Annotated in this window: 20 protein-coding genes; 12 read left to right on the top strand and 8 right to left on the bottom strand. The window is 37.8% G+C overall.

All coding sequences use genetic code 11. The features are described 5' to 3' along the window. Window positions 1-111 precede the first annotated feature (111 nt). The 3 genes from A374_RS19945 to A374_RS20565 all read left to right on the top strand — a co-directional run bounded on the left by A374_RS19945 (window position 112) and on the right by A374_RS20565 (window position 543). Window positions 112-207 (top strand): YjcZ family sporulation protein, encoded by a 96-nt coding sequence (locus tag A374_RS19945; RefSeq protein ID WP_083841990.1) that lies wholly within the window; start codon window positions 112-114, stop codon window positions 205-207. A gap of 102 nt (window positions 208-309) precedes the next feature. After that, window positions 310-414 carry a YjcZ family sporulation protein gene (locus A374_RS19940; protein ID WP_083841989.1) on the top strand — a complete coding sequence of 35 codons (105 nt, stop codon included), beginning with the start codon at window positions 310-312 and terminating at the stop codon, window positions 412-414. A 45-nt stretch (window positions 415-459) separates the two neighbouring features. Beyond that, a complete protein-coding gene (locus tag A374_RS20565) occupies window positions 460-543 on the top strand; it encodes a YjcZ family sporulation protein (protein ID WP_156793187.1) in 84 nt (27 codons plus the stop codon). Between the two features lie 43 nt (window positions 544-586). On the opposite strand, the gene A374_RS08455 is transcribed toward A374_RS20565, so the two are convergent. After that, window positions 587-772 (bottom strand): hypothetical protein, encoded by a 186-nt coding sequence (locus A374_RS08455; protein WP_007201789.1) that lies wholly within the window; start codon window positions 770-772, stop codon window positions 587-589. An 86-nt stretch (window positions 773-858) separates the two neighbouring features. Here A374_RS08455 and A374_RS08450 point away from each other — a divergent pair, with 86 nt between their 5' ends. Next, the gene (locus A374_RS08450; protein ID WP_007201788.1) at window positions 859-1,422 is read left to right on the top strand and encodes a YpmS family protein; all 564 of its coding nucleotides are present in this window, start codon (window positions 859-861) and stop codon (window positions 1,420-1,422) included. 57 nt (window positions 1,423-1,479) lie between these two features. Here A374_RS08450 and A374_RS08445 read toward each other — a convergent pair whose 3' ends face one another. Further along, entirely contained in the window at window positions 1,480-2,019 is a 540-nt protein-coding gene (locus tag A374_RS08445) for a DUF3267 domain-containing protein (protein ID WP_007201787.1), read from the bottom strand. A gap of 237 nt (window positions 2,020-2,256) precedes the next feature. Between A374_RS08445 and A374_RS08440 the strand changes: the two genes are divergently transcribed. After that, window positions 2,257-2,598 (top strand): DUF1878 family protein, encoded by a 342-nt coding sequence (locus tag A374_RS08440; protein WP_007201786.1) that lies wholly within the window; start codon window positions 2,257-2,259, stop codon window positions 2,596-2,598. Here the strand turns inward: A374_RS08440 and A374_RS08435 are convergent. Then, window positions 2,589-3,170, bottom strand: a complete 582-nt coding sequence (locus A374_RS08435) for an HTH-type transcriptional regulator Hpr (RefSeq protein WP_007201785.1) — start codon at window positions 3,168-3,170, stop codon at window positions 2,589-2,591. The genes A374_RS08440 and A374_RS08435 overlap by 10 nt on opposite strands. Window positions 3,171-3,467: 297 nt before the next feature. Then, on the bottom strand, window positions 3,468-3,827 hold the full coding sequence (locus A374_RS08430) for a YtxH domain-containing protein (protein ID WP_007201784.1): 360 nt from the start codon (window positions 3,825-3,827) through the stop codon (window positions 3,468-3,470). A gap of 412 nt (window positions 3,828-4,239) precedes the next feature. On the opposite strand from A374_RS08430, the gene A374_RS08425 reads away from it, so the two are divergent. After that, the gene (locus A374_RS08425; protein WP_007201783.1) at window positions 4,240-4,653 is read left to right on the top strand and encodes a YkvA family protein; all 414 of its coding nucleotides are present in this window, start codon (window positions 4,240-4,242) and stop codon (window positions 4,651-4,653) included. A gap of 81 nt (window positions 4,654-4,734) precedes the next feature. Here A374_RS08425 and A374_RS08420 read toward each other — a convergent pair whose 3' ends face one another. The 3 genes from A374_RS08420 to A374_RS08410 form a co-directional block, all read right to left on the bottom strand. Beyond that, the gene (locus A374_RS08420; protein ID WP_007201782.1) at window positions 4,735-5,271 is read right to left on the bottom strand and encodes a tryptophan transporter; all 537 of its coding nucleotides are present in this window, start codon (window positions 5,269-5,271) and stop codon (window positions 4,735-4,737) included. 114 nt (window positions 5,272-5,385) lie between these two features. Further along, window positions 5,386-6,471 carry a 3-phosphoserine/phosphohydroxythreonine transaminase gene (serC, locus tag A374_RS08415; protein ID WP_007201781.1) on the bottom strand — a complete coding sequence of 362 codons (1,086 nt, stop codon included), beginning with the start codon at window positions 6,469-6,471 and terminating at the stop codon, window positions 5,386-5,388. Between the two features lie 72 nt (window positions 6,472-6,543). Beyond that, window positions 6,544-6,978 carry an HIT family protein gene (locus A374_RS08410; protein WP_007201780.1) on the bottom strand — a complete coding sequence of 145 codons (435 nt, stop codon included), beginning with the start codon at window positions 6,976-6,978 and terminating at the stop codon, window positions 6,544-6,546. A gap of 457 nt (window positions 6,979-7,435) precedes the next feature. Here A374_RS08410 and A374_RS08405 point away from each other — a divergent pair, with 457 nt between their 5' ends. Genes A374_RS08405 through A374_RS08395 form a run of 3 tightly spaced genes read left to right on the top strand, consistent with a single transcriptional unit; the run spans window position 7,436 to window position 10,182 of the window. Further along, a complete protein-coding gene (locus tag A374_RS08405) occupies window positions 7,436-8,179 on the top strand; it encodes an ABC transporter ATP-binding protein (RefSeq protein ID WP_007201779.1) in 744 nt (247 codons plus the stop codon). Continuing rightward, window positions 8,176-9,396 (top strand): ABC transporter permease, encoded by a 1,221-nt coding sequence (locus A374_RS08400; RefSeq protein ID WP_007201778.1) that lies wholly within the window; start codon window positions 8,176-8,178, stop codon window positions 9,394-9,396. The genes A374_RS08405 and A374_RS08400 overlap by 4 nt, the downstream gene beginning before the upstream one ends. 33 nt (window positions 9,397-9,429) lie before the next feature. Beyond that, the gene (locus tag A374_RS08395; RefSeq protein ID WP_007201777.1) at window positions 9,430-10,182 is read left to right on the top strand and encodes an EcsC family protein; all 753 of its coding nucleotides are present in this window, start codon (window positions 9,430-9,432) and stop codon (window positions 10,180-10,182) included. Window positions 10,183-10,227: 45 nt separating this feature from the next. Here the strand turns inward: A374_RS08395 and A374_RS08390 are convergent, their stop codons facing one another. Next, window positions 10,228-10,659, bottom strand: coding sequence for a ferritin-like domain-containing protein (locus A374_RS08390; protein WP_007201776.1), 432 nt, complete (start codon window positions 10,657-10,659; stop codon window positions 10,228-10,230). 231 nt (window positions 10,660-10,890) lie between these two features. On the opposite strand from A374_RS08390, the gene A374_RS08385 reads away from it, so the two are divergent. The 3 genes from A374_RS08385 to A374_RS08375 all read left to right on the top strand — a co-directional run bounded on the left by A374_RS08385 (window position 10,891) and on the right by A374_RS08375 (window position 12,519). After that, on the top strand, window positions 10,891-11,403 hold the full coding sequence (locus A374_RS08385) for a type 1 glutamine amidotransferase domain-containing protein (protein ID WP_007201775.1): 513 nt from the start codon (window positions 10,891-10,893) through the stop codon (window positions 11,401-11,403). Window positions 11,404-11,418: 15 nt separating this feature from the next. Beyond that, complete coding sequence (locus A374_RS08380) at window positions 11,419-11,757, top strand: DUF3243 domain-containing protein (RefSeq protein ID WP_007201774.1); 339 nt, start codon at window positions 11,419-11,421, stop codon at window positions 11,755-11,757. A 66-nt stretch (window positions 11,758-11,823) separates the two neighbouring features. Further along, window positions 11,824-12,519 (top strand): phosphatase PAP2 family protein, encoded by a 696-nt coding sequence (locus A374_RS08375; RefSeq protein WP_007201773.1) that lies wholly within the window; start codon window positions 11,824-11,826, stop codon window positions 12,517-12,519. Window positions 12,520-12,543 lie beyond the last annotated feature (24 nt).

The following is a 12,543-nucleotide window of genomic DNA, read 5'->3' as shown; positions in this document are numbered from 1 at the left end:
CACATATTTGCTAGCCCTTTGAAAGTTATTTTTAAAAGTCGTGACAAACGCCCATGCCAATCATGACATTTATCTATATATTGTTGTGAGGAAAAAAGGAGGAGTTGCGAAATGGGTTACACTCAAGGTTTCGGTAACAGTTATTTACTACTCATAATTTTGTTTATTCTTCTAATTATTATCGGATGCACCTGTTTCACGGGCTAGTCACTACAAAAGAAATAAAAGAAAAATAGGATTGTGTGATCAGTGCCTATGCCCTCTTTTCGATGGGCTGCATACGATACGATAACAATAAAAGGAGGTGGCATGGTGGGTTACTCATATGGACATGGGAGAGGCTTTGCGTTAATTGTAGTTTTGTTCATTCTGTTAATCATCGTTGGCTGTGTTTGCTGGGGCGGCTGGTGCTAATCAGTCCTTGTGAACCTGCTTTGTTTTGGGGAGGTAATAGAAAAAATGGGCGGCAATGCGTTTGGCTTTGAATTAATTGTTGTATTAATTATATTGCTCATTATTATTGGCTGTATTTGCTTCGGTTAATGAGAGACAGGGGGGACAGCCGGGGGGCTGTCCCTCTCATCCTTTAATGCGTAAAGACATTTTCTACATAAGCACTAATTAACAGAAGCGTCACACAGATGTTAATCATTCGGAAGAAGAATGGTTGAGCTTCTGTAGGAATTTCCTTTTGAGAACAAAAGGCAAGTGTTAAGAGATTGAAAAGAATTAAAAGAATTGGTGCTAAAATTACTATTATTAGAGCGGGCATGTTACAATACCTCCATAAAAAGCTACCTTTTTACTGTACCAAATAGTAGGCGATAAGGATAGAAAAAAGAACATTTGGAGGTTAGCATGAAGAATGGTTGGAAAATTGCATTTTTTACATTGATCGGGTTATTACTTGCTGGCATTGTTATACTTGCTGTTTTTCTTTTTTCTGATGGGCAAGCGACCAAGCATTCCGAGAGTGGAGCCTCTCTTTCTGGAAAAAAATTATTTACCATTAATACGGGGAATCAACAAGCCGCGTATTTAATGAATGAAGAGTTAAAAAAACAAAAAAATATTGACTTGCATGTTTCTTTGAAAGAGCAAGTAGAGCTTGATGGCTCAGCGAACATTTTCGGTAAAAAGGTTCATTTTGAAATGATGATGGAGCCTGAAGTTCTTAAGAATGGTGATCTTGTGCTACACGAGAAAGAAGTAAAAGTCGGGGCACTTCACTTGCCTGGTCAGCAAGTACTTCAAGTAGTGGCTGCAACGACGGATGTACCATCGTATGTCGATATTAATGCAGCTGATCAAACGATTACAGTGCATTTAAGTAAAATTGATCATAAGGGATCGATTCGAATTAAAGCGCGATCAGTTAATTTGCGTAACAATGAAATTAAAGCAGATGTGTATGCTAAATAACAGAAGAGAAACAGCAAACGAGGCTTTTCGATGAACGAAAGCCTCGTTTGCTATGATTTATGATTGCTTCACTAATATGTGAAAGCCAGATGGTACATCTTCCACGTAGGATGATTTTGGCGCTTTCAGCAAATGACCTAAGTAAAGGACATCAAGGCTACAAATACCTGTGTGGATGGCTGAAAAAGTGATAAAAAATATAGTGAGATGCGGAAAGGCAAACGCACTAATATGTGATAAGGCAATAACCATAAAAAGTGGCGTCATGACGGATACAATCATCATGGCTCGTGAAACAGTTTGTGAAAACTGGCAATATAAATAAGGTGTTTTATTTTTTTTAAGCAGTATAATTTTCGCTTTTTTTCCCGTAAGCCACAGAGGCAAACAATGTAACACTTTATGGATCGGAAGTACGGTAATTAGGGTAAACAATAACGGTAATAATCCGTATTCATAATGATAAATAGACGGAAATAAACGTTCATAAAGATTTGTAAATACCATAAATGAAAAAAGAGCCACTGCACACGCAGTTATATAGATTCGTTGTGTGCCATATTGGCGATATAAATTAACGGATTTCCAACAGTTCATAGGGACCACCTTTAATAATAATGTCAATGTAATTCCAAACATACTCACCTACTTTACTGCGAATTGAAGAAGAAATCAATAGAAATTTTTTTATGAGAAATCGTCATAATCTTGTAAATAAATGTATAATTAAGAAATCAAAGGATGCAATAAAAAAACAAAGCTCCCTTACATTAAAGGCAGCTTTGTTTTAAAATATAAAGTATCAATTTTTACTTTCTAGAAAGCAGGTTAAAGATGGAAACGATTGAAGAACGAGTCGCACGGTTAGAATACTACAACCGTTTAACGGTACAATCGATTAACTTAAGATCCTATCCTTTTTACTCTTTAGTAATGGAGAAACACCTTACTGAAGAAGAAGTAGAAGGGGTTCTTTCTTTATGTGATGTCCTTCAACAACACTACGAAGTGTATGTCGATCGAGGTTATACGCAGTTTCTACCCCTTCTGCTACATTTTGCTGGTATGCTTTCTCCTAAATTAAAACCAAAGGCTACAATTCAAGCATTGTTAGCGCAGGACCTCTATAGAGATCTTATGCTAACGTTGGACGAGTTGGCTCAGCGTTATGAGTGAGCGCCTGCCAGCTCAGGTGTGAGTGGAATGACATTATCAGGTACAGTGTCTTCCATGCTGTATTCAACTTTCTCTTCTAGCTTTTCGAAGATGGTCATAAAGTCTTCACCATATAGGTTCCGAATCATACTCATAATTTCAGGGAATTCAGGGAATTTCCCAAATAGGTCTTTAATCGGAAGAGCCGCTGAATAAATGCTAAAGTTTTCTGGATCATATGTTTGCAGCGTTTCTAGAAGAAGCTCTTCCCCTTGGTCAGTGAGCTGAATATATGTATTACGTTTATCATTTTCTTTTTTAGAAAATGATAGGTAGCCATGCTCTTCTAACTTTTTCGAAAAGTTGAAAGCGGTTGAAACATGCATTACCCCAAATTTAGCGATATCAGAAATGCTAGCGCCTCCTAAGTGATGTGCAATCCATAAAATATGGTGTTCATTAATATTAAGGCCAAAATCCTTAATCCAATTTTGCCAGTCTTTTTCCACGCTCTTCCATAGCGCTTTGCTAATTTGTGCGAACGTATGACTGAATACGATCGCCTGCTTCAGATCTAACTTGTCCTTTTCCATTTTTATGCCCTCCATTGCTACTAATAAGAACATCAATCTAAACCTCATTATGCCAGTATTTCCTATAATAAGAAAGTAAAATTTTTGCAAAGTAGCAGAAAAATTAGTCAAAAAGGCATGAAACTTAAGTATTAGACAAAAAAATAGTGTTGAAAGCGAAGCAAGACTGTAAAAAGTACCAAAATATAGAAGTTAGAAGGCGTTTATATGACTTTAGACGGACGGAAAATAGTGTAATCTATAAAATAAAATAGGAACCTCTTTACTAGCAAGAGGTTCCTATTCGTATACGGCTATTTATTTTTTAACTGAAGTGGCTTTGCTTTCTTCAAGCGTATCTTGAATTTCTTTCATGCTTTCTTGAATGGTTGCCATATTCGGCTTAATCTCTTCCTTCCACTGACTGATATCTTCTTTAAGATCAGCAGAAGCTTGTTTAAAGGCATCTTTTCCTTCTTTAGATACAAATTTAATCTTTTCTTTTAGTGTAATGGTATCAAGTTTCATTTTCGCAACAGATTGCTTTAACTTACTCGCGCTATCCTTAATATCTTGACGAACAGCTTTCCCTGATTTGGGAGCGGAGAGGAGTGTTGCAACTCCTGTTACAATTGTCCCTATTGCAAAACCGTATAATGCAGATTTCATTTTAGCCATCGTTTATTCCTCCTCTATTATTGTACTAACTGTATTCTTGCTAGTGAATGGAAACTCCTATTAAGAAATTTCCCGAATTCATAAATATTTACCGATGGGTTTCGTCATGTTTGGACATGATCTCACAAGCGAATCAAAGAATGAATACAATCTTTCCTTTTGTTAGAGCTCTTTTTTCAATGATTTGCTTTTTGGGTAAAAGCTATATGTAGTGCGACACATTCTTACGTTATTCGAAATAATTAAGCATAAATAATGAAAAAACGCCTTTTTTGTTTGTCATTAGTATGTTTAAATACTTGTGCATCTTTTTGTCACATTATAACGAAAATCAGCGAAAGATGCTTCTTTTTGAATCTGTATTTTTATGTTAGAAATAGAGTAGATGGAAAAAATTTAGAAGGAGGGTCCAATGGAACGACATACGATTGGAAATTATTTTAACCGCATGAAAAATAAAGCTTCAGATATTTTAGAAGATCACAAACGCTCAGATGAGCTAATCTTAAATGCAGAAAAGAAGACAGCGTCAGCTGAAGGAAGTTCAACTTTACGAGAGCTAACCGCTCAAGTAAAAGGTTTAATTCGCATGATGAAACATTACAGGGATGGTTCTTATCGAAACATTTCCAAAAAATCAATGTTATTAATTGTGGCAGCACTCCTCTATTTTGTCAGTCCGATTGACGCAGTTCCTGACTTTATTGTTGGCATTGGTTTGCTTGATGATGCAGCGGTTCTGGCATTTCTGTACAAAACCATTAAGCGAGAAATCGAACAGTATAGAGAGTGGGAAGAAGAGATGCTAGTAAAGTCGACTCCATAGCGGAAGTCGGCTTTTTTGTTATGCCGACTTAAAAAAAGAACAGGATAAAGGAGATAAGCTCCTTTATCCTGTTCGCAATGGTTAGGCTTTTTTTGTTGCTACTGTTTGAGACGTACTGAGTGTCCGTTTGCGAATGCGATCAGCAACAGGATACACGACAAACATAACAATACTGTTAACTGCGGCAGTAGGTACTACAACAGCTGTAAAGATCGCTAGAAACGTACCAGGTAATCCGGCCACTGCAAGTGCAGTTGTTAAAAAGATCGAACCACTAACTAACGTTCCAACAAACGTTAACGCTGTAGCCATAACATTGTTCATTTTGTACCGAGAAACGAGGACATATAGACCGAAGAAGACAAATGCCGTTACAGGTTTGTCGACTAAGTTTGCTATTTGTCCGCCAGGGAATGTTGTTGTTAAAGCAGCAATGACACCTGTGACGATGGCGGCAGTGATGACATTTGACATGTTTGGAACAAGAATAATGACTAAAAAGAGCATCGTAAGCATCATATCAGGACGCATCCCTAAAAAGAACGGTGGGACAATCACATGTAAAATATATCCTAATGCTAAAAGAACACCTGTTAATGCTAATGACTTTGTTTTCATTTCTCATCTCTCCTCAACTAAATCTTCTTCCTCCAAAAGTGCGCTCTTCGCCTTTTGCGAGGATGGTATACATTATTTTAACAAAATTCCGGGAAAGTGAACAGTCACATAGCCCTAATTTCCATAATTTAAGTAGAATTCATCCATAAAGTTACGCAGTGCCTTACATGCTTCCATCGGAACAGCGTTGTACGTTGACGCTCGGCAGCCTCCAACTGAACGATGACCAGCGAGACCGATAAAGCCACGTTGCTCTGCTTCTGCAAGGAACGTTTTTGTAAGATCTTCATTCGGTAGGGTAAAGGTAATATTCATAAGAGAACGACTATCCTTTGTTGCATGACCACTGTAAAATCCATTGCTATGATCGATGGCTTCATAAATGAAAGCCGCTTTTTCCTCATTTTTCTTTTCAATCGCGTCAAGCCCGCCAAGAGACTTTACCCACTGAAGAACGAGATGTAATAAATAGATCGAAAAAGTCGGTGGTGTATTATAAAGCGAACGATTTTTTACATGTGTTTCGTAAGAAAGAATAGCAGGAAGGTCTTTATTCGCTTGCTGTAGCAAGTCTTTTCGTAATATCACAACCGTTACACCAGCTGGACCTAAATTTTTTTGCGCACCGGCATAAATTATCCCGAATTTCTCAACGGGAATCTTTCGGCTTAAGATGTCACTCGACATATCTGCAATTAGAAATGGATGAGAAATAGCATTGAAATTTTCCCATTGTGTTCCGAAAATCGTATTATTAGATGTTACGTGTACATATTTATAACGATCTTCAGCAAAAGAGGGAAGAGCTGGAATGGTCGTATAGTTTTGCTCTTTACCAGATACAATTTCTTCGGTTGCTCCAATTTTAGCTGCTTCATTACGTGCCTTTTCTGACCATGCCCCTGTTGTGATAAAGCCTGCTAGTTCTCCTTGTTTTAAAAAGTTCATAGGTAACATAGCAAACTGTAAGCTGGCACCACCTTGTAAAAAAAGAACTTCGTACGAATCAGGAATAGAAAGTAATTCTTTTAACAATGTTTTTGCTTCCTCATGTACACTTTCATAAAGTTTACCGCGGTGACTATGCTCCATTACAGAAATTCCGGAGTCTTTGAAATTTAGCATTTCTTGCTGCGCTTGTTGTAGCACTTCTTTCGGAAGTGCTGCGGGTCCTGCGTTAAAGTTAAAAACCTGTTTCATTTGTCATCCTCCTGCATTATTGTATGAAAAAAACCACCTGTTCATGATGCACTCAGGTAGTTTCTAGACAAGTTATGAAAGTGATTGTACCATAGCGGAAATTTCCTCGCTACGTTTCTGAAACTCTTCTTTAGAGCAATCATGTGTTTCCCAAACTGCTCCAAACCCATCTCCTTTGCCATAGCGGGGTAATATATGTAGATGATAATGGAAAACGGTTTGACCAGCGGCTTCCCCATTGTTATTTAATACGTTCATCCCAATCGGCTCATAGGCAGCTTTAAGGGCATTTGCGACTTTTGGTACTGCAGCAAACACTGCGCCCGCTACTTCTGAAGGTAGGGCATAAATATCTTGATGATGTTTTTTTGGAATAACAAGTGTATGTCCTTTCGTTACTTGACTAATGTCTAAAAAGGCGAGAACATGCTCATCTTCATACACTTTATAAGCAGGAATTTCTCCGTTAATAATTTTACAAAAAATACATTGTTCATCATGGCTCATAGCGATCACCTCATGAATCGTTTTCGTCTAGTGTAGCATAGAAAAGATCTCTATGGAAAAAGAAAAAGGGTTCTGCGTTAAGCAGAACCCTCTTCCTTATAGAGGTTAGAGAAGAAAGGAGAAATTGGGATACTTCTATTTCGATTTTTTGGCGAACACCTCAATCTAACAGGATTTGTACAAGCTTAAGGGAAAGCCTAACTCCTCCAAGAGAATCATCTCCTTAAATTGACTGTTCAAATCAAAATCGTACAACAATCTCCCTTTTGAAGAAGGGGGGATGCCTTCTTCAGTTATAGAATAACCACCTTTTCTTCACTTTATACATGTTTTTATTGTGAGGAAAATAAGGATGGTAAAACGGTTTCTTCATCGTTGGTAAATCAAAGATAAACATAGTATGATTAAAATAAAAATTCTCTGCTATTTAGAATGGTCTGTAGAAAGGAATGGATCAATGAAAAATATATTAGAGGTTACAAATTTAACGGGCGGCTACACGTATGATCGTCCCGTCTTACACGATGTATCATTTTCAGTGCGAGCTCGTGAGGTGATTGGTCTAATCGGCCTTAATGGTGCGGGGAAAAGTACAACCATTAAACACATTTTAGGATTAATGGAACCCGTTAAAGGCAAGACGGTCATCCATGGCACTACGTTTAAAGAAGCTCCCGAAACGTATCGGAGTCATTTATCTTACATACCAGAAACACCTATTTTATATGAGGAAATGACACTGTGGGAACATCTGCAAATGATGGCGATGGCCTACAACCTTGATGAAACGACATTTGAAACGCGTGTACACCCTTTATTAAAAGAATTTAATATGGATAATAAGGTCACTTGGTTTCCGAGTCATTTTTCCAAGGGGATGCGTCAAAAAGTCATGATTCTTTGTGCTTTTTTAGTCGAACCTGATCTTTATATTATTGATGAACCTTTTGTAGGACTTGATCCACTTGGCATTCATTCACTATTAGAGCTTATTGAGACACGCAAAAATAACGGAGCCGGTATTTTAATGTCTACGCATATTTTACCAACGGCACAACAATACTGTGATCGCTTCATTATTTTGCATGAAGGAAAAATCGTCATGCAAGGGACGTTGGAGGAATTACAAGCGCAAATGGGTCATCCTCATGCGACTTTAGATGATATTTATATTTATGCAAGTCGAGGCAAGAAGGTATGATTGAAGTTGTTGAGCAGTTATGGAAAAAACGAAGAGACCATTATCTAACCATCGCATTAAAGTATTTTAGATTAATTGGAAATAGTGGGTTTATGCTCTCACTGTATATTTTGTTTGTAACAGGTAGCTTTTATTATGCACAAATTTTAAAACAACTACCTGATCAGTTTCCGGCTGTTTGGGTACTACTTGTTGTTTTCCTTTATTTATTAACAAGAAGTCCATTTCGAACCTTTTTACAATCTGGGGATCTCGTTTTTTTATTACCAATCGAACCCTATATGAAAGCCTATTTTAAGAAAAGTTTTTATTACACGTTTCTCATTCAAGCTTTTTCAATAACACTTGTTACTCTAGCCTTAGGTCCTTTATATTCTCGGTTTATTTCATTGCGTACGAGCGACTTAATCATTACGTTACTTTTGCTAATCGTCGTAAAAGGATGGAATATCCGCACGTCTTGGGAGGAACAGCGTCTTCCCTATGAAGTCACGAGAAGAAGCTACCGTGGCATACGGATTTGTGTAAATGGCGTTTTTCTATATTTGTTATTTGAAAAAGCGTATGTCTTTGTGATCGCAATGTTTGCTGTGATGTATGTGTTACATCAATTTGTGTATAAGCGTATTCAGCGAGAATATAGCATTAAGTGGGAGCATTTAATTCATTTAGAAAATCGGGCAATGATGAAATTATATCGAATTGCTAATTTATTTACAGACGTTCCTCAACTTTCGCAAAAAGTTCGTCCAAGAAAATGGTTGTCCTTCCTAGCACATGCTAAATTCGCTCCTAGACGTCCTTTTCATGGTTTATATCGTAAAACTTTTATACGAAGCAATGATTATTTAGGGATATATGTACGACTTACGCTCATCGGTCTGCTGTTTTTATGGTGGATTCCATCGGGATGGTGGCATGTAGCGCTATTATTACTTTTTACGCATGCAACAGGTGTTCAGCTGCTACCATTGTTTAAACATCATAAAGGCAATGTATGGTTTGAATTATACCCTTTGCAAAAAGACAGTCGCTTCCAAGCCTTTAAAGGCTTATTACAAACGTTACTCTCAGTACAATTATGTATTTTCCTGCTATTTTTAATTATCCTTCAAGAGAAGTGGTCCTTTATTTTATTATGCATTGTAGGGGCAGTTCTTTTTATTCTTTACTTTGTCAATTTCTATACTAAATCAAAGCTACGAGACGTAAAGTAACATATAGAATGAGGACAAGATAGGGGGAAGAACGTGGGCACTTATGAAAATCAAGTGCAACAAGAACTTCATAGCTGGCAAGTTGAACTGCTTAAGCGTCCTTCTTTATGGGATCGTTCTTCAAAGAAAATACAAAACAAAGTGAATGGCTTTATACCAGCTAAAGTTCATGATGTCGTAACCAAAAGTATAAAAAGTATGGTTCATGCGACCTTGCTTGGCTCGGAATACACGTCAAAAAAGAATGAACGGTTATCTTTATCGTTACGTGATAGTGACAAGCGAGCAGATGTGCTCATTACTACCTATAAACGCACAGCTGCTTTAGAGGGAATAGGAACGGGTGCAGGTGGGTTGCTATTAAGCTTAGCGGACTTTCCTCTTTTACTTAGTATCAAAATGAAATTTCTGTTTGCCATTGCTGCAGCTTATGGAATGGACGTGCGTGATTATCGAGAGCGTTTATTTATTCTCTATATCTTTCAGTTTGCGTATGGAAGTCCCTTTCGACGAGAAGAGCTTTACCAACGAATTAACGACTATCATCAAAGCAAAGAAAGCATGCCCTCAAAAGAAGATTATTTAACAGGAATTGATTGGCAAGCATTGCAACAAGATTATCGTGATCATATTGACTTGGCTAAATTGCTACAGTTAATCCCAGGCTTTGGGGCGATTGTCGGTGGTGTTGTAAACTATCGTTTCATTGAATCTTTAGGGAAATTAGCGAAAAACTGTTATCGATTACGTTTTATACAAGAACTACAAAACCGTATTAGTGAATAATAAAAAAATCCCCCTAAGGAGATAATCCTCAAGGGGGATTTTAGCTTATAAACGCCCGTCTTTTAACAAACGGTCCATTTCTTCTTTATGTTGGGTTTCATCAGCAATCATATCTTCAAGTTTAATTACTAATTCTGTCATTTTTAATTGTGCGGCTTGCTCTTTACGCTCTTCATAGCGACGAATCGTATCAATTTCAGCGTTTCGAGCTTCTTCTAGCATCTGACGAACTTCAGTAACAGCCTTTACTTCAGCAGGTATAGTTGTTGGTGTCCCACCGAGCGTACTAATCTTTTCTGCGAGGTATAGGGCATGACCTTGTTCATCAGCAACTTCAGATTCGAAAAACGGCTTTAACACTTGGCTAAAGAGCCCAGAAACAGTAGCTGCGTATGTTGTGTACATAATGCTTGCTGCATATTCATTTGCTAAATCTTCATTTAATCCATCGATTAATGCTTGTAAGTCTTTATCCATTTGTAGTGTCCCTCCCAAAAATGTTTCACACATATTAGAATACCCAGCGATGTCCCGTGCTAAACGCATTTTTAAGGAAACTTTGAAATGTCATTCATTAAAGGGAGTTGTATATTGAACATAGTAATTTGTAAAAATAGAGGTTTTGTAAAAAGAGGTTTACTTCCAGAAGAGAACGGAAATGTTAGGTGGTGTAGACGATAGTATAGAAATAAGGAGTGTTGATGAAGCATGGCTAAAATAGCTACAGTGATGACAGATTTATTTGAAGATGTTGAATACACAGATCCGGTGAAAGCTTATAAAGAAGCAGGACATGAGATTACAGTCATTAGCTTTGAGAAGGGTGATCATCTAGAAGGGAAGCATAAACAAGAGAAAGTAACAGCGGATGCAGGCATTGGAGAAGTATCTCCAAGTGACTATGACGCGTTGTTTATTCCTGGTGGCTTTTCCCCAGATTTACTTCGTGATGACCAACGTTTTGTTGCATTTACTAAGGAGTTTGCTGATGCAGGCAAACCGATTTTCGCCATTTGTCATGGTCCGCAACTATTGATTTCAGCGGATGTATTAAAAGGTCGCAAAGTGACAGGCTATAATTCTATCATGGTCGACTTGAAAAATGCAGGGGCGAACGTTGTAAATGAAGAAGTTGTCGTATGCGGTGGAAACCTTGTAACAAGTCGTCAACCTGATGATATTCCAGCTTTTAATCGTGAATCATTAGCGACACTTAAATAAATAGGAGGAATTCTTATGGGAACCGAAGATCGTCATATTCTTCACAAAGATGAACAAGTCGATTTAACGAACGTTGATCAAGCAATGGATGCCATGACGGATGAGCAAATGAAGCCTATTTTAGAAAGCTTTGAGCATTTTAAAGAATATCTTCATACACGTGTATCACTTGGTGAAAAGTTAGGACTTTCTGAAGAGACGTTAGCAAAGGCTGCCAAGAAAGTCGCTGATCATCTTGCCCAAACGGAGCAACCACGAAATGCCGAAGAACAATTGCTTCAAGCGTTATGGAGTGTTGGCAATGAACAAGAAAAACAAGGACTCGCTCATATGCTAATAAAACTTGTACAATAATAGAGGAAGAAAAGCTGCGTGCTTCGCAGCTTTTTCTTTTGAAAAATGTTGCTGTAGAGGTGAGTTATGATTCGTAAATGGTTAGATAAGATGGCTTTTCCACTTGTTCCAATTGTATGTATTCTTCTCGGCTTTTGTACGGCTGCATTATCAATTGTTGGCTTTTTCTATATTTCGCGTGGAATAGAACGACAAAAGCATTTATCATTTGATGCTTTTTATATCGAAAAAATCCGTTCTCATGCTTCGCCGGCCTTAAATAAAGTCGCAGTGATCTTCACACAGTTTGGTTCTACACTCGTTCTTGGGCTTTTACTTCTTATAAGCTTAGCCTATCTTTGGTTTAGAAGAAGAGACATTTGGAGTATGTTGTTCTATTTACTAACGGTTGCTGGCGGTGGGGTTCTTAATAGTATTTTGAAACATGAATACAAACGACAACGTCCAAACGACAATCCGGTCGTTGAAGAGCTTAGCTTTAGCTTTCCGAGTGGTCATGCAATGGGAAGTATGTTGTACTACGGTTTTCTTGCGTATTTAATCATTCGCAGTGAGCGTAAATGGATACATAAAGTTTTATCAGCAATTTTCTTTGTTTGTTTTATAATGGCCATTGGAGTGAGTCGGATTTATTTAGGGGTGCATTATCCTTCCGATGTGGTGGCTGGGTACTGTGCGGGCTTAGTATGGCTACTCGTTTGTGTTGGAACACTCGAATTAATTGGTTGGTATAAACGAAGACAGCGCAGGACTGCTTCATAAAAAAAGGCCTAAGGGCAAAAGCCC

The sequence above is a fragment of the Fictibacillus macauensis ZFHKF-1 genome (assembly GCF_000269865.1).
Lineage (GTDB): Bacteria > Bacillota > Bacilli > Bacillales > Fictibacillaceae > Fictibacillus_C > Fictibacillus_C macauensis.
The sequence above is the reverse complement of the archived record's forward strand: the minus strand, read 5'-3'. Positions and strand labels throughout refer to the sequence as shown.